The sequence below is a fragment of the Pseudoduganella sp. R-43 genome, from assembly GCF_049913255.1.
Lineage (GTDB): Bacteria > Pseudomonadota > Gammaproteobacteria > Burkholderiales > Burkholderiaceae_D > Rugamonas.
The window spans coordinates 2409408-2425209 of the sequence record NZ_CP183988.1 but is presented as its reverse complement, the minus strand read 5'-3'; the positions used below and the strand labels follow the sequence as shown (position 1 = coordinate 2425209).

Annotated in this window: 11 protein-coding genes; 5 read left to right on the top strand and 6 right to left on the bottom strand. The window is 63.9% G+C overall.

From position 1 onward, the window contains the following. The first annotated feature begins 23 nt into the window (after positions 1-23). Positions 24-752, top strand: coding sequence for an SDR family oxidoreductase (locus tag ACN9M3_RS11035; protein WP_426170705.1), 729 nt, complete (start codon positions 24-26; stop codon positions 750-752). Here ACN9M3_RS11035 and ACN9M3_RS11030 read toward each other — a convergent pair. The 3 genes from ACN9M3_RS11030 to ACN9M3_RS11020 are packed head-to-tail and all read right to left on the bottom strand — an operon-like array spanning position 704 to position 4089. Next, complete coding sequence (locus tag ACN9M3_RS11030; protein WP_426322450.1) at positions 704-2197, bottom strand: DUF3482 domain-containing protein; 1494 nt, start codon at positions 2195-2197, stop codon at positions 704-706. The genes ACN9M3_RS11035 and ACN9M3_RS11030 overlap by 49 nt on opposite strands. Further along, positions 2194-3600 (bottom strand): DUF2868 domain-containing protein, encoded by a 1407-nt coding sequence (locus tag ACN9M3_RS11025; protein WP_426322448.1) that lies wholly within the window; start codon positions 3598-3600, stop codon positions 2194-2196. The genes ACN9M3_RS11030 and ACN9M3_RS11025 overlap by 4 nt, the downstream gene beginning before the upstream one ends. Further along, positions 3601-4089, bottom strand: a complete 489-nt coding sequence (locus tag ACN9M3_RS11020) for a hypothetical protein (RefSeq protein WP_426170701.1) — start codon at positions 4087-4089, stop codon at positions 3601-3603. Positions 4090-4470: 381 nt separating this feature from the next. On the opposite strand from ACN9M3_RS11020, the gene ACN9M3_RS11015 reads away from it, so the two are divergent. From ACN9M3_RS11015 to ACN9M3_RS11000, 4 genes are all read left to right on the top strand, one after another. Further along, complete coding sequence (locus ACN9M3_RS11015; RefSeq protein ID WP_426322446.1) at positions 4471-7389, top strand: TonB-dependent receptor; 2919 nt, start codon at positions 4471-4473, stop codon at positions 7387-7389. A gap of 64 nt (positions 7390-7453) precedes the next feature. Continuing rightward, entirely contained in the window at positions 7454-8161 is a 708-nt protein-coding gene (locus ACN9M3_RS11010) for a SapC family protein (protein ID WP_426322444.1), read from the top strand. After that, entirely contained in the window at positions 8145-9176 is a 1032-nt protein-coding gene (locus tag ACN9M3_RS11005) for a cupin-like domain-containing protein (protein ID WP_426322442.1), read from the top strand. The genes ACN9M3_RS11010 and ACN9M3_RS11005 overlap by 17 nt, the downstream gene beginning before the upstream one ends. 11 nt (positions 9177-9187) lie before the next feature. Further along, positions 9188-10711, top strand: coding sequence for a tryptophan halogenase family protein (locus tag ACN9M3_RS11000; RefSeq protein ID WP_426322440.1), 1524 nt, complete (start codon positions 9188-9190; stop codon positions 10709-10711). On the opposite strand, the gene ACN9M3_RS10995 is transcribed toward ACN9M3_RS11000, so the two are convergent. Genes ACN9M3_RS10995 through ACN9M3_RS10985 form a run of 3 tightly spaced genes read right to left on the bottom strand, consistent with a single transcriptional unit; the run spans position 10669 to position 15794 of the window. Continuing rightward, positions 10669-11934 (bottom strand): sugar MFS transporter, encoded by a 1266-nt coding sequence (locus tag ACN9M3_RS10995; RefSeq protein WP_426322438.1) that lies wholly within the window; start codon positions 11932-11934, stop codon positions 10669-10671. The two genes, ACN9M3_RS11000 and ACN9M3_RS10995, sit on opposite strands and share 43 nt — an antisense overlap. Further along, positions 11935-14415: a glycoside hydrolase family 3 N-terminal domain-containing protein gene (locus tag ACN9M3_RS10990; RefSeq protein ID WP_426322436.1), complete on the bottom strand. Its 2481-nt coding sequence runs from the start codon at positions 14413-14415 to the stop codon at positions 11935-11937. Between the two features lie 11 nt (positions 14416-14426). Then, on the bottom strand, positions 14427-15794 hold the full coding sequence (locus tag ACN9M3_RS10985; RefSeq protein WP_426322434.1) for a GH1 family beta-glucosidase: 1368 nt from the start codon (positions 15792-15794) through the stop codon (positions 14427-14429). Positions 15795-15802 lie beyond the last annotated feature (8 nt).

Here is a 15802-nt window from a genome sequence, read left to right as displayed (position 1 = left end):
AACCAACATTCAGGAGCAAAATCATGAGCAAGATCGCATTCGTTACCGGTGGTTCCCGCGGCATCGGCGCCGCCATCGTGCGCCGCCTGGCCAAGGATGGCGCCACGGTCGCCTTCACCTACCAGAGCTCCGGCGCAGCAGCCGACGCCCTGGCCAGCGAAATCACCGCTGCCGGCGGCAAGGCCCTCGCACTGAAAGTCGACGCCACCGATGCCGTTGCAACCCGCGCCGCCATCGACGATATCGCCAAGCGCTTCGGCCGCCTCGACATCCTCGTCAACAACGCTGGCGTGCTGCACCTGGGCGACGTGTCCGAACTGACGCTGGAAGACTTCGACCACACCATCGCCGTCAACGTGCGCGGCGTGTTTGCGGCCACCCAGGCAGCTGTGGCGCATATGAAAGCCGGCGGCCGCGTGATCAATATCGGCAGCACCAATGCCGAGCGCATGCCCTTCCCTGGCGGTTCGATTTATGCGATGAGCAAATCGGCGTTGACTGGCCTGGTGCAAGGCCTGGCGCGTGACCTGGGCCCGCGCGGCATCACCATCAACAATGTGCAGCCTGGCCCGGTGGACACCGACATGAACCCGGCGCACAGCGATTTTGCCAAGGCGCTGCACGACCTGATGCCGATCAAGCGCCACGCGCGCGGCGAGGAGATCGCCGCCATGGTGGCCTACCTGGCCAGCGACGATGCCGGTTACGTGACCGGTGCCGGCCTCAATATCGACGGCGGATTCGCCGCCTGACCTTCGGGGTACAGCCGTGCCAGCACGTGCGCCGTGATGCCGGTGATCACGGCGCTGGCCGGCGCCAGGTCGCGCTCTTCCTGCTCGCGCAGGGTCTTCCAGAGGGCGGCAACCTCCGTTTCATGCAACGCCACGGCCTGCTCCACTTCCTCCTGCCAGAAGGGAGGCGCTTCGCTCTCGACGAAGTTGCCGCGCCCGCGGCCGAAATGCGCGACGGCGAGGTAGCGCAGCACGCTGGATACCAGCAGCGTGCGCAGGAAATCGTCGGACAGCGACATGGTCGGCACTTCACGCTCCATCCCGACATTGAAGCCCCAGGCCGCGCCGGCAAAGGTCAGTGCGCCGATCACGCCGCCCAGCAATGCACCCGTGCCCAGCGTCAGGCCGCCGGCAGCCAGGTCGGCTGACAAGCCGGTTGCCGCTCCCGAGACGATGGCCCCCAGCAGCGCCGCCTGTCCCTTGTCGACCGGCGCCAGCACCACGAAGTTGTTGCTGACGCGGGCATTGATCTTGGGCGCCTCGCTCGGGTCCAGCTTGTGCAGCGCCAGCAGGTTGACGGTCGCCTGGCCGATCGAGAGGTTGAGCCGCGCCACCAGCGTATTCATGGCCCGGTCCTGCCGCTTACGGTCCTCGCCCTTGCCGATGCCGATGATCTTCAGGGCCGATGCGATGACGCCGCGCTCCACCGTTTCCACGATCTGCCTGTCGTGCGCAGCATCGGCCAGCTGGTGCGCCATCACCGCCATGGATTGCTTGAAGCGGCGCGCATTGGTGTCTTCCCATACGGAGAACAGGCGCTCGTAGGCCGGCTGCTTTTCCGGCCCGACCAGCGCCCCCAGCGCATCGTAAAACACGCGCTCGTGCACCCAGCAACGGGCAAAGGCATCCAGCGGCAGCACTTCGCGCACCTGGCCGAACTGCAGCATGAAGTCTTTCCAGCGCAGCAGTTCGGCCTGCTCTTCCGGCAGCGGCCGTGGAGGCCCCATCTGGTTCAGCAGCACCAGCACCGGCTTGCCCAGCCAGTCGAGGATGCGCATTTCGGCCGGGATGTAGCCGGCATCGCCCGGGTTCTCGGTGGAATTGACCAGGTACAGTACAACGTCCGCTTCGTCGCGCGCGGTGCGCACGGCTTGCTGGCTAAGCCAGAAAGGACGGTCGCGGTAGCGATCCACCACCTCGCGCAGGAACCAGCCGATCGGATTGCCGGTCAGCGCCAGGCGCTTCATCAGGCGCATGGAGTCGCCAAAGCCCGGCGTATCCCACAGAACCAGGCGGTCGCCTTGCTGGGTCGTCATCAGCGCATGCGATTCGGCGAAAGCCGTGACATGGGCGGCATCGCGCACCTGGCCGACGTCGGTGCCCAGGAGGGTGCGGGCCAGCGTGGTCTTGCCGTTGTTGGTGTGGGAGACCAGCGCAAGCTGGATGGTGACAGGCGCGCCGCTCATGCCGGATTCTCGCTTGCCGCCATGGGCGCCAGCAAATCGACCACCATGGGCTCGGCGCCGTGCTGTATGCAGAACTCGCGCCATAACTCGATACGCTCGCTCAAGCGGGCGGCGTCCATGCGTGCTGCCAGCGCGGACTGGTCAAGCAAGGCAATGAGCTTGCGCCCGCGCCCCAGCGCAGCCAGGAAAACGCCGTGATTTTCCTGTTCCGGCGTGGCGGCGATGCCAAACAACACTGCATTGGTCACGCCTTCTCCGGCCTCCAGCGCCGGCGCTTCGCTGCCGTATGCGGCCGGCGGCAGCAGCCGTAGGCGAGCCTGCTCGCCAAGCATCGCTTGCGCCAGGATATCCAGTCCCTTGCTGCGCGCTTCGTCCACCGTCAGGCTGTAGGGCAGCACGCGCAACAGGCCCGGTTCGCCGCCGGCAGCCGCCGATAGCTGGCGGTAGTAAGCATGGTCCAGGTCGAGCGGAAAATGCCGGCGCAGCCACAAGGCGCGCAGCGCGGCAATGGCGCCCAGCGCAAGTCGCGGCAGCACCACATACAGCAGCAGGCTTGCAGCATACAGGTGCACCCAGCGCGCGCCGTTGCCCAGGCGCGATCCTTCCCAGTTCTGCAAGCCCATCACCTCGTCCATCGTGAAGCCTTCCAGGCCAAAGATGAATTCCACCGGCGCGAACAGCACCGACAGCAGATGGTGTACCTGCCACGGGCTGAGAAAGGTGCTCTCCCAGCCCGCCGCGTAGCTCTCGACGATACCGCGCGCGTACAGCGACAGCAAGGCGCCGACGGCAAAGGCGGCGGCCGACCAGTGCAGGATGCGTGCGATACGGGCCAGGTTCAGGCGGGCGCCCACGCGCGCCCAGTCCACCATGAATTGCAGCACGCCGCTCGCCAGCGCGTGCGGCAACCGGCGCGGTATATGGCCGCCGCCCAGCGCCATGCGGTTGGCCAGGCCCCGCCGCAGGCCGGCCCGGCGTGCAGGCAGCAGCGCCCACAAGATGAGCAACAGGTAGGCCAGCATATTCCAGGCGATGATTCCCAGCAGCGGCATTGACAGCAAGTCGACGCGGTGCGGGTCGCCGAAGCGCTCCGCCATGCCGCCAGCCAGCAACGCCGCCAGCGGCAGCATCCAGCTTGCTCCCCACAGGCCGCTGTGGCCTTGCGTGACGGAGGCGAACAGCTTGTGGCGTGTGGCCAGGCGCTTGAGCAATTGCTCGGCGCGTTGGTAAAGGAAGTCCGGCAGCGTGGACGCCGATCGCTGCTCGGCCGCCTGCCAGTGCGCCAGTTCACGCGCTGTGCGGCTGGCGAATTTTCTGTCGTCGTCAGTCAGTACTTCCTTGTGCTGGTCGGCCTCCTCGATGGCCTTGACCAGCATGATGGCTCGGGCGGTCTTTTCGTTCATTCAGCCCTCCAGGCAGGCGCCGGATTTTCCGCCCTGCAGCGAGATCGGCTGGCCGGGCCGTTCGACCTGGTAATACAGGCCGATGATGCGCCAGCCATCATCGGCGCGGTATAACTGGATGCTGTTGACGCCCGTGAAACTGGCCTGATGCGCATTGCGCTCGTTGCGCGATTCGACCACGCTGTAGACAGTGGCGAAGCGGTCGTACTGGCGTACTTCGCGCGCCACTTCACATTCGTAGAAGCCCTTTTCAGCAGCACGTCCAATGCCTGCGGCGAAATCGCTGCCGCGCGCCACGGACAGCGCGGCGACGCCGTCGCGGTAACGGGCGCCGTAGACCATGGCGTCAGGGTGGAGGATGGCGCGCAGGGCCGCCTCATCCCCGGCCTGGCCGGCAGCGTGGCTTAGAGAACGCCACAGGGTGGCGACTGCCTGTTCCGGCGTGGCCGGGGCGGCCAGCATTGCCGCAGCAAGAATGATTGCATTCATGCACCGAGTGTACCACCAGACTCTCCAGTGAAAAATCCGAATATCGCCTGGCGATGTTTCCACTGCAAGGACGGCCAGAGGGTCAGCGCGCACGCACACTGGAAACGTTCCCATTTTTGTTGCAAACACGGCACGGAAAGGCTGTTGACTTCAAAATTTGAGGAGTGCTATATTGCGGCAACCAGAGTGGAAACGTTTCCAGTTTGATGACGAAAATCCCACACTTCCAGCCGATCCCCGGCGTATTTTATTGACAATCGATTTTGCTGCCCCTAGTATTTTTAAGCATGTTATGGAAACGTTTCCATCCTGGTTGGGAGGCGGCCAGACTATAAGAACCAAGGAGACCAAATGCACTATCCAAAGGCGAAGCAGACATTGATGAGCCTTGCAGTAGCCACCGCCTGCGCGGCGCTCATCGCACCAGCCCAGGCGCACGAATCGGACCAGGCGGGGGTCGCGCCCGCCCCTGCCAGTACAGGCGACGTGACCACGGTGGTTGTGACCGGGCTGCGCGCCAGCCTGGGTTCCTCGATGAACCTGAAGCGCAATGCCGACGGTATCGTGGACGGCATCGTGGCAGCCGATATCGGCAAATTCCCCGACACTAACCTCGCTGAATCGCTGCAGCGCATCAGCGGCGTGTCGATCGACCGCTCCATCGGCGAAGGCTCCAAGATCACCGTGCGCGGCGTGGGTCCCGACTTCAACCTGGTGCTGCTGAATGGCCGCCAGATGCCGACCTCCAACCTGGGCGACCTGAATGGCCGCGCCTTCGACTTTGCCAACCTGGCTTCGGAAGCGATCTCGCAGATCCAGGTCTACAAGACCGGCCGCGCCGAAACGCCGACCGGCGGCATCGGCGCCACCGTCAATGTGCTGACCGCGCGTCCGCTCGACCGCCCGGGCATGGTGGCCAGCGTCGGCGTCAAGGCGGTACATGACACCTCGCACAACAAGCTGCCAGGCGACGTCAAGCAAGGCAGCGCCACCACGCCGGAGGTGTCGGGCATCTACAGCAATACCTTCGACGACAACCGCTTCGGCGTGGCGCTCAGCGCCAGCTACCAGGAGCGCAACCTGGGCTTCAACCAGGCAGCCGTTTCGAACGGCTGGCGCGGCCCTTACCAGGGCAATGCGGGGCCGGTCCCGCAAGCCGGCGCCACCAACCATCCGAAAGACAGCGACATTTACTCGCTGCCGCAAAACCTGAACTACAACATGAACGGCGTGCAGCGCCAGCGCACCAACGGCCAGTTGACCTTGCAGTGGGCGCCGCTCAAGCAGCTCACCACCACGCTGGACTACACCTACTCCGAGAACAAGATCCAGACCCGCCGCCAGGACTTGTCGGCCTGGTTCAACTTCGGCCCGTCCACTTCGACCTGGAGCAACGGACCGGTCGCCGCGCCGCTGGTCTACACCGAACTGCTGCCGGCGGCCAACAGCGATATCGCCATGGGCGGCGCCGACTTTGCCACCAAGACCCAGAACAAATCGCTCGGCTTCAACGCCGCCTGGAAGACCGATGGCCTGAAGCTGGAGCTGGACATGCACAAGTCCAGCGCCGTATCCAAGGCCGACAGTCCTTTCGGCTCCAGCAACGTGATCGGCACCGCAAGCTTCAGCCGCGGCGACACTACCGTCGATTTCCGCGACGACTTCCCGGTGTTGAGCATCCAGGGCGCGGATTTCGCCAGGGCTCCGCAACAGGTGACGGGCTCCGTATTCCAGAATGGCTACATGAAAGGCGAGATCGAACAGGCCCAGTTCAAGGGCAGCATGAAGCTGCTGGAAGCCTCGAACCTGAACTTCGGCGTCGGTGCGATCGAAGTGAAGAACCGCTCCGCCATGTCGACCCAGCAGCGCGATTCCTGGGGCGGCGCGTCGACGGCATCGGACTACCCGGCCAGCCTGTTCCACCAGGAGTCGCTGCGGCAGTACTACGACAAGATCAACGGCAGCGGCAACCCTGCCCTGTTCAACCAGTTCTACACTTTCAATTTTGCCGAAGTGCGCGCCCTGACCGCCAAGGTCACCGGCCTGCCGGACATGTACATGCCGAAGAGTACCTTCGACTCCGACCAGCGCACCCAGGAGAAATCGAAAAGCGCCTATATCCAGTTCGGCACCGACTGGGATACCGCGATCCCGATGCATACCAATATCGGCGTGCGCTATGAAAAGACCGACGTCATCTCGACCGCGCTGGTACCCGCAGCGACCGGCATCAGCTGGGTGTCGGCCAATGAGTTCCCTCTCAGTTTCGGCGCGCCGACTTTCACTACGCTGGACGGCAAATACAGCCATTGGCTGCCCGCCGTGGACTGGGATGCCGATATCCGTCCCGACATGAAGCTGCGTGCCAGCTACGGCGAAACCATCGGCCGTCCGCGCTACGACCAGATCCAGGGCGGCACCACGCTGGACCGCCTGGCGCGCGATTTCGGCGGCACCGGCAGCCAGGGCAACCCGCAACTGAAGCCGGTGAAGTCGAAGAACCTGGACCTGTCGTGGGAGTGGTATTACGGCCAGCAAAGCTTCGCCTCGATCGGCCTGTTCCACAAAGACCTGAGCAACTATGCCGGCCAATCGAAGATCACGGCTACCCCGTTCAACCTGCATACCCCGGTTGGCGGCGCGCTGTGGAACGAAGCTGTCCAGCAGGGTAATTGCGGCACCGACCGTGTCTGCATCCGCAACTACATCTTCCGCAACCATCCCACCGCTCCCGGCGTGACGCGCGGTCCGGACGACGCCAGCGGCAATGCTACCGGCACCATCGTCGGCCAGCCAAACGATCCGGTGATGTCGTTCGAGATCAACTCTTTCGCCAACCAGAAGAACGAGAAGCTGAAAGGCGCAGAAATCAATGTGCAGCATATGTTCGGCAATTCGGGCTTCGGCCTCTCGGCCAACTACACCTGGGTCGATTCGGGCTTGAAGTACGACAACTTCAAGATTGGCGAGCAATTTGCGCTGGTCGGCCTGAGCAACTCCGCCAACCTGGTCGGTATCTATGAAGACAAGAACTGGTCGATTCGCGCGGCCTACAACTGGCGCGACAAGTTCCTGTCCTCGACCTTCGACGGCGCAGGCCCCAATCCGAACTACACGGAAGCGTACGGCCAGCTCGACCTGAGCGTCGGCTACGCCTTCAACGAGAAGCTCAGCGTGCAGTTCGAGGCGATCAACCTGACCAATGAAATCCAGCGTGTCCACGGCCGCGCTGAAACGATGGCGCTATTCGTGACCCAATCCGGGCCGCGCTACATGCTGGGCGCCCGCTACAAGTTCTGATGACAAGCGGCGGCGTGCCCGGGGAGGCATCACCACCCGGCCCGCCGTCCAACCGAGGATCTCCATGGCCAGAGCTGTCCTGCTGAATAATATCGACCACAAAGACTTGCGTGTGCAGACCGGGCGCGGCGCCCATTTCGGCGACAACGTCATGTCCGCCCTCTCCTTCCCGGCCGAATTCCGCGACGTGCAGGCCAGCTACCCGATCGTGTTCCGCCGGGCTGCCGGCGGCGGCTTCGAGGCCCATGCGCTGTTCGGCTTCCAGGAGGGCGAAAACCTGTTCCTCGGCTTGCACGGCTGGGAGGCGCCTTACGTGCCGCTGGCAATCGAGCGCCAGCCTTTCCTGATCGGGGTGAGCGGCGATGAATTGACCGTGCACATCGACCTCGAAAACCCGCGCGTCGGCAATTCCAGCGGCGAGCGCATATTCCTGCCGCATGGCGGCACCTCCGAGTACCTGGAACGCATCAACGCTACCCTGCTTGCCATCCACCAGGGACTGCAGCAGGCACGAGGCTTTCTGGCGGCGCTCCTGGAGCACCAATTGCTCGAGCCCTTTGTATTCGATATCGAACTCGATGATGGCGCACAGTGCCCGCTGGCCGGCTTCCACACCATCAACGAAGAGCGCCTCGCTACGCTGCCGGGCAACGTGCTGGAACGCCTGAACCGCGCCGGCTACCTGCAGCCGGTCTACATGGTGATCGCGTCCATGTCCAACTTCCGCACCCTGATCGAACGCAAGAACCGCGCCCATGCTGCCCAGTGCTGAGCCAATCCGGGAACTGCACGGCGTAACCCCGTCCGACCTGGGCGATGAAGTGCTGGCGTCCACGCGGCCGCTGGTACTGCGCGGCCTGGTGGCGCGCTGGCCGGCGGTGCAGGCTGGCCGCAAAGGCGCCGACGGCATCGCACGCGCAGCCAGCGCCGACGCTTACCTGCGCCGCTTCTGCCGCGACGCCAGCGTGGTTGCCATGCTCGGCGCACCCGCCATCGGCGGACGCATTTTCTATAACGAAGACCTGAGCGGCTTCAATTTCACCTCGGTGCACACCCGCCTCGACCACGTGTTGAACGAACTGGCGGCACACCGCGGCAACCCGCGTCCACCCGCCATCTACGTCGGCTCCACCACGGCAGAAACGGCCCTGCCGGGCTACCTCGAAGAAAACCCGCTCAACCTGCATCCGCGCGACGCGCTCGCGAGCATCTGGATCGGCAACCAGACCCGCGTTCCGGCCCATTATGACCTGCCCGACAACCTGGCCTGCGTCACTGCAGGCCGGCGCAGGTTCACGCTGTTCCCGCCGGCGCAGCTGGAAAACCTGTATATCGGCCCGCTGGACTTCACCCCGGCCGGCCAGCCAATCAGCCTGGTCGACCTGGGCCAGCCGGACCTCGAGCGCTTTCCTCGCTTCAGGGAAGCGATGCGCCATGCACAAGCCGCCGAACTTGAGCCCGGCGACGCCATCTTCATTCCCAGCATGTGGTGGCACCATGTGGAAGCGCTGGAGTGCTTCAATGTCCTGGTCAATTACTGGTGGCGCCAGTCGCCTGCATACATGGACACGCCTGCCAATGCGCTGTTGCTCTCGCTGCTATCGATCCGCGACTTGCCGCCCGAGCAGCGCCACGCCTGGGAGGAAATTTTCCGCCATTACGTATTCCAGGCCGATGAGAAAACCGCAGCCCACATCCCCGCTGGCGCAAGGCGTGCTCTTGGCCCGATCGACGACGACACAGCACGCATGCTGCGCGCCCAGCTTCTCAGGAAAATCAACCGATAACGGAGACCGAAGTGAGAGACGAACAGTTCCTGCGCCGCCCAGTGCGGCGCGTTGTCATTGCAGGCGGCGGCACTGCAGGCTGGATGGTTGCAGCGGCGATTTCCCGCAACCTTGGCAAGGTCCTCGACATCAAGCTGGTGGAGTCCGACGAAATCGGCACCGTCGGCGTTGGCGAGGCGACCATCCCCAGCCTGTTGAATTTCCATCGTCTGCTGGAGATCAATGAACAGGAATTCATGGCCGCCACCAGGGCCACCTTCAAACTTGGAATCAGCTTCGAGAGCTGGCGCAACGTACATGAAGACTACATTCATTCCTTCGGCGTGACCGGCACCGATCATTGGACCGCCGGCTTCAATCATTTCTGGCGCAAGGGGCGCGAACGAAAACTGGCCGGCGACTATGGCGACTACTGCCTGGAGCTGAAAGCGGCACAGCTGAACCGCTTTGGCCACCTGCCGCGCGAAGGCATCAACTACGCGTACCATCTTGATGCCGGCGCCTACGCACGCTTCCTGCGCAAATATTCGGAAGGCTACGGCGCCCAACGGATCGAGGGAAAAATTGCCAGGGTCCATACCGACGGCGCGATCGGCCATATCACGGCGCTGCAACTCGATTCCGGCGCCATGCTGGAAGGCGACCTGTTCATCGATTGCACCGGCTTCAGGGCGTTGCTGATCGGCGAAACCCTGGGCGCGGCATTGGAAGACTGGTCGCAATGGCTGCACAACGACAGCGCAATCGCAGTACAAACGTCTTCGACGGGGGCGGCCGTGCCCTATACGCGGGCCATCGCCCACGAATGGGGCTGGCAATGGCGCATCCCGCTGCAGCATCGCGTCGGCAATGGCATCGTCTACTCCAGCAAATTCGTCGACGACGATACCGCACGCGCCAAGCTCATGTCGAACATCGTCGGCGAACAACTGGTGCAGCCACGCCTGATCCGCTTCAAGCCTGGCCAGCGCCGCAAGGTGTGGAGCAAGAACTGCATCGCTATCGGCCTTGCCAGCGGCTTCCTCGAGCCGATTGAATCGACCAGCATCCACCTGATCCAGCGCAGCGTCGTCCGCCTGCTGCAGATGTTCCCTTCCGCGGGCATTTTCCAGTCCGAGGTCGACGAATACAACAAACAAGCCTGGGACGAGATCGCACATATCCGCGACTTCATCATCCTGCACTACAAGGCAACGAACCGCCGCGATGCACCTTTCTGGCGTCATTGCGCCGAGATGGAGGTGCCCCCATCCCTGCAGCAGCGTATTGACATGTTCCGCGACACGGGCCGCGTGTTCCGCCTGTCGAACGAACTGTTCGCCGAAAACTCATGGGTGCAGGTGATGCTGGGCCAGGGCATCATGCCGCTCCAGCACCACCCTTCCGCGGACCTGATGGGAGATGCGGAGCTGTCCTATTTCCTCGACAGCATCCGCAACAATGTGGCGCGTACCGTAGCGCAGCTGCCGCCGCACCAGCAGTACGTGGAAAACTACTGCGCAGCGTACATGGAAGAATACCTGGCGCCGAAGTAAAGAATGAAGGTGTAGCAGGCGGCCGGCAGCATGAAGGACGCCTGCACACCGATCGAATCGGCCAGCGCGCCTTGCGCAAACGGCACCAGCGCACCGCCGACAATGGCCATGCACAGGATTCCCGACCCCTGCCCCGTGTACTTGCCGAGCCCATGCAGCGCCATGCTGAAGATGGTCGGGAACATGATCGAGTTGCACAATCCAACCGCGAGGATCGCCCACATCGCCGCGCTGCCTTTGCCGAACACCCCCGCCAGCACCAGCGCAATCGCCAGCAAGGAATTGAAGGCCAGCGTCTTGCCCGGGCTGACAACCCGCATCACAGCGAAGCCGATAAACCTGCCCACCATGGCGCCGCCCCAGTAAATGCTGACGTAGCGCGACGCCTCGGCATGCGACAAGCCGGCAATATGCGGCTCCCCGAGGAAATTGATCAGGAAGCTGCCGATGCTGACTTCCGCGCCCACGTACAGGAAGATGCCGATGGCGCCGAGCACCAGATGGCGATGCGCCCACGCGGAACCTTGCCCGTCCCCCGGCTGCGCCAGATCATCGCTGGTGGCGACCCGAGGCAGCCTGGCGGCATGGAACAGGACGGCCAGCAGCACCAGCGCAGCAGCCAGGCCAAGGTAAGGACCGCGCACCGTCGCCGCATCCGCTGCCGCGCCGGCGGCCGCGCCAACGGCCGACAGGATCAGCAAGCCTCCGACTGCCGGGCCGATCGTGGTGCCGAGCGAATTGAAGGCCTGAGTCATTGTCAACCGGCTCGACGCCGTGCGCGCCGCGCCCAGTACCGTCACGTAGGGGTTGGCGGCCACCTGCAGGACGGTGATGCCCGATGCCAGCACAAAGAAAGCAAACAGGAACAGGCCATATCCGCCGAACGATGCGGGATAGAACAGCGCGCAGCCGCAGGCGGCGATCAGCAGGCCGGCCACCGCGCCTTTCTGGTAGCCGATGCGGCGAATCAGCGCGCCGGCGGGCATCGATACGATGAAATAGGCGCCAAAGAAGCAGAACTGCACCAGCATTGCCTGGACATAGGTCAGCGTATAGATCGACTTCAGGTGCGGGATCAGGACGTCGTTCAGGGAAGTGATCAGGCCCCACATGTAGAACAGGATGGTGACGATCACCAGGGCACCGGTGTTGCCGCCGTCCTGCCGGGCGCCGGCCGCCTCCTGCTGCGTGGCGGGGGATGAGTTGGGAGCGATGCTTGCCATTCAGTTCTCCTGTCCCAGTTCTTCGCAAGGTATCGCGTCGGCAGCTGTAGCTGCGCCGCCAGCGATTTCGATATTGGCAATGGCCACGGCGAACGGCGCCCCGGCGCTGATGGCGAACGGTGCATCCATGCGCTCCAGCTGCAGGCCCCGGGCCGTGAAGCAGGCCAGAGGCAGCTTGACTGACTGCTTGCCCTTGCCCGCAATGCGGGTGAACAGCCGGGTCGCATCCAATGCGGTGTCCTGCATCGCCAGCATGACTTTTCCCTGCGGCGCGGCAGCGACGATCGCATCAAATTGCAGTGCGCCATCACGCATGGCGGCGGCAGGCAATACGATAGGCTTTGCGCCGCGCGCAACGAGGGCGGCGCCGGTCGGGGCGCCGGCCGACCATGTCACCAGCTTGGCGTCCTGCTGCGTGTTCACCTGCGCTGTCTGCACCGTGATGCCGGGCAGGCGGAACGTCGCGTTCAGGTCCGCGCCCAGCGCGATTTGCTCGCCGCCGCTGCGGATCACGAGAGGGAAGCTGGCGCGGTCGGCCTGGCCGTGCACTGGCACGCTATTGCTCGATCCACAGCCGCCAGGAGCATAGGAAGCATCCAGCTTGCCCAGCTTGGAACGCTGCGCCTTGCGCAAGCCGTAGTTCAATGCGAACAGCGGCGCATAGCCGGCCTGGCCAAAGTTCAACGGCGTCTGGCATGCCGCTCCGGGCCAGGAAAAGGATAGCCTGCCACGGAAGTCATAGCTGCGCGGGCCAGCCACCAGCAAATCGGACACGCCCTTGCCTTCGGTACCCGGCAGCCATGCCGCGATAAAGGTATCGGAAAGGTTGAGCAGGTCGTTCACGAACAGCGGGCGGCCGGCAACAAATACGGTAATCACCGGCTTGCCCCTGCCCGCCACCGCTTCCAGGACCGCAAGGTCTTCCGGATGCCGGCTGCTGTGGCGCAACGTGCCCGACGGTCCGATGTCGCCATCGCCTTCCGCGTACGGGCGCTCACCGACGACCGCGATCACTGCATCGAAGCGCGACAGGTCGACGCCTTGCGCATCCACGCTGAAATCCACGTTGCCCTCTCCCGCCGCTGCGCGGATGCCGGCCAGGATGCTATCGGCATTCGGGAAATCGGCATTGGTATTATCGGTCCCCTGCCAGGTCAACGACCAGCCGCCGGCCTGGTTCGCGATATTGTCGGCGCTCTTTCCGACCACCAGGATCTTCTTGCCGCGCGCCAGCGGCAGCGCCGGTCCTTCGTTCTTCAGCAGCACCAGCGTCTCCCGCACGGCGCGGCGTGCCAGCTCCCGGTCCTGCAGGGCAGCGTCCAGGCCGGCATGGGCGTTCTGCGAAGGACTCTTTCCGAACAGGCCCGCACGCAGCTTGACGCGCAGGATGCGTGTCACGGCATCGTCAATGCGGGACATCTGTATCTCTCCCGCCTTCACCTGTGCGATGGTGTTGGCAATGAAGGCTTTCCAGTCGTCCGGCACCATGATCATGTCGATGCCGGCATTGATCGCCTGCGGACAGCTATCGTTACGGCAGCCTGGCACTTCGGCGATGCCGTTCCAGTCGCTTACAACGAATCCGTCAAAGCCCATCCTGGTCTTCAGCACATCGGTCAGCATCTCGCGGCTGCCGTGCATTTTCACACCGTTCCAGCTATTGAACGAGGCCATGACTGTCTGCGCCCCTTCCGCCAGTGCCGGCCCATAGCCTGCACCGTGGATATTGACCATGTCCGCCGGCGATACCTTGGTATTGCCGCGATCCTTGCCCTGGTCGGTGCCGCCGTCGCCGACAAAATGCTTGGCGCTGGCCAGCACGTTGGCATCGGACCTGAATCGCCCCTGCAGGCCTTTCACGTATTGCCCGGCATATTGCGCCACCAGCCTGCCATCTTCCGAAAAGCTTTCATAGGTACGCCCCCAGCGGTCGTCGCGCACTACCGCGACAGTCGGGCCGAAGACCCAGGCGATGCCGGTTGCGCGCACGGCCTTGCCCGTAGCCGCGCCGATCTCGTAGGCGAGCCCGGGATCATGCGCCGCACCGAGGCCGATATTGTGCGGATACAAGGTAGCGCCGAACACATTGCTATTGCCGTGCATTGCATCGATGCCCCACACTACCGGCACCTTGACTGCCATGTCGGTGGCCATCGATGCGTCATGGTATTTCTGCGCCAGGTCCAGCCACTCAGCCGCCTTGGCACGCTTGTTCCCATTGGGCCAGCTACCGCCGCCATTGAGCACCGAGCCGAGGTAGTAGCGCCGCACGTCATCCGGCGTGGTGGCCTTGATTTCGGACTGTGTCATTTGCCCGATCTTTTGCTCCAGCGTCATCTTGCCGACAATATCGGCGACGCGCTTCTCAAGCGCCGGGTCGCGCTTGATTGCGCTGCTTGCGTGCGGCCAGTCGGCCAGCGGCGCAGCCGCTGCCGGTAGCGCCATTGCAAGCGCCGCGACCAGCATTGAAACCTGCTTCATCCTGCCTCCTTTTATGGCTGTTGCAGGAAGGCGCGATACCACTTGCCGCTTTCCTTCAGCTTTCGTTCTTGTGTTGTGTAATCGATGTGGACCAGGCCGAAACGGCGCAGGTAGCCTTCAGCCCACTCAAAATTGTCAACCAGGCTCCAGGCAAAATAGCCCTTCACCGGCACTCCGGCCGCTATCGCATCCTTCATGGCGCCCAGGTGGCGCGCCAGGTAACGGCGGCGGCCAAAGTCGGCCACGCTGCCATCGGCCAGCACTTCGTCGTCATAACAGGAGCCATTCTCGGTGATGTACAACTCCTTCGGCGCGTAATCGGCATGGATGCGGCCAAGCAGCTCGCTCATACCTTCCGGCGCCACTTCCCAGCCCATCGCAGTGGTCTCCGCACCGGCTGGAGGCGGCAGCACGCGCGCATCCAGCGGCTCGTGGCCGGGCGCGTCGGCAACCGTTTCCGGAAAATAGTAGTTCACGCCCATGAAGTCGGTCGCCACCGCGATCGCCTCCATATCGCCCTCGTGCACCATCGGTGCCGCCACCCCAAACCGCTCCAGCGCTGCCGCCGGGTAGCCGCGGCCATGCAGTGGGTCGAGGAACCAGCGGTAACGCAGGCCATCGTGGCGTTCGCATGCCGCGCGATCTTCTTCGCTGGAGCTGGCGGCGCGCAGCGGATGCAGGCTGAGGGAGATGCCTACGCGTGCCCCAGGCACGTTTTCGCGGATCAAGGGTACCGCCTTGCCATGCGAAAGCAGCACGTGGTGGCAAACCTGCAGCGCGGTGCCGAAATCAGTCACCCCTGGCGCATGCAGGCCTTCGAAATTGCCCAGGATGGCGGTGCACCAGGGCTCGTTGTGCGTAATCCAGTGCTGCACGCGGTCGCCCAGGCGGCGCGTTACAGCGTCCACGAACTCGAGGTAGCGCCGCACCGTGTCGCGTTCGGCCCAGCCCCCACGGTCCTGCAAGTACTGCGGCAAGTCCCAGTGGTAGAGGGTGGCCCAGGGCTGGAGGCCGCGTTCCAGCATGCCGTCCACCAGGCGCGAATAGAAGTCCAGTCCCTTCCGGTTGGGTTCCTCGCCCAAACCGGAGACGATGCGCGGCCAGGCAATCGAAAAGCGGTAGGCGTTCAAGCCCATGTCGCGGGCGATGTCCAGATCCTCCGGCCAGCGGTGATAGTGATCGCAGGCCACCAGGCCGCTGGAGCCGTCGCGCACCTTGCCGGGCGTGGCGGCAAAGCGGTCCCAGATTGATTCGGCCCGACCATCTTCCCTGCCGGCCCCCTCGATCTGGTATGACGAGGTGGCGCAGCCCCAAAGAAAATCGCGGGCGAAGTCGCTGCGCGCCGGGGCGCCTGGTTCAATCTGGTCTGGAGTAGTCATGTTCAATA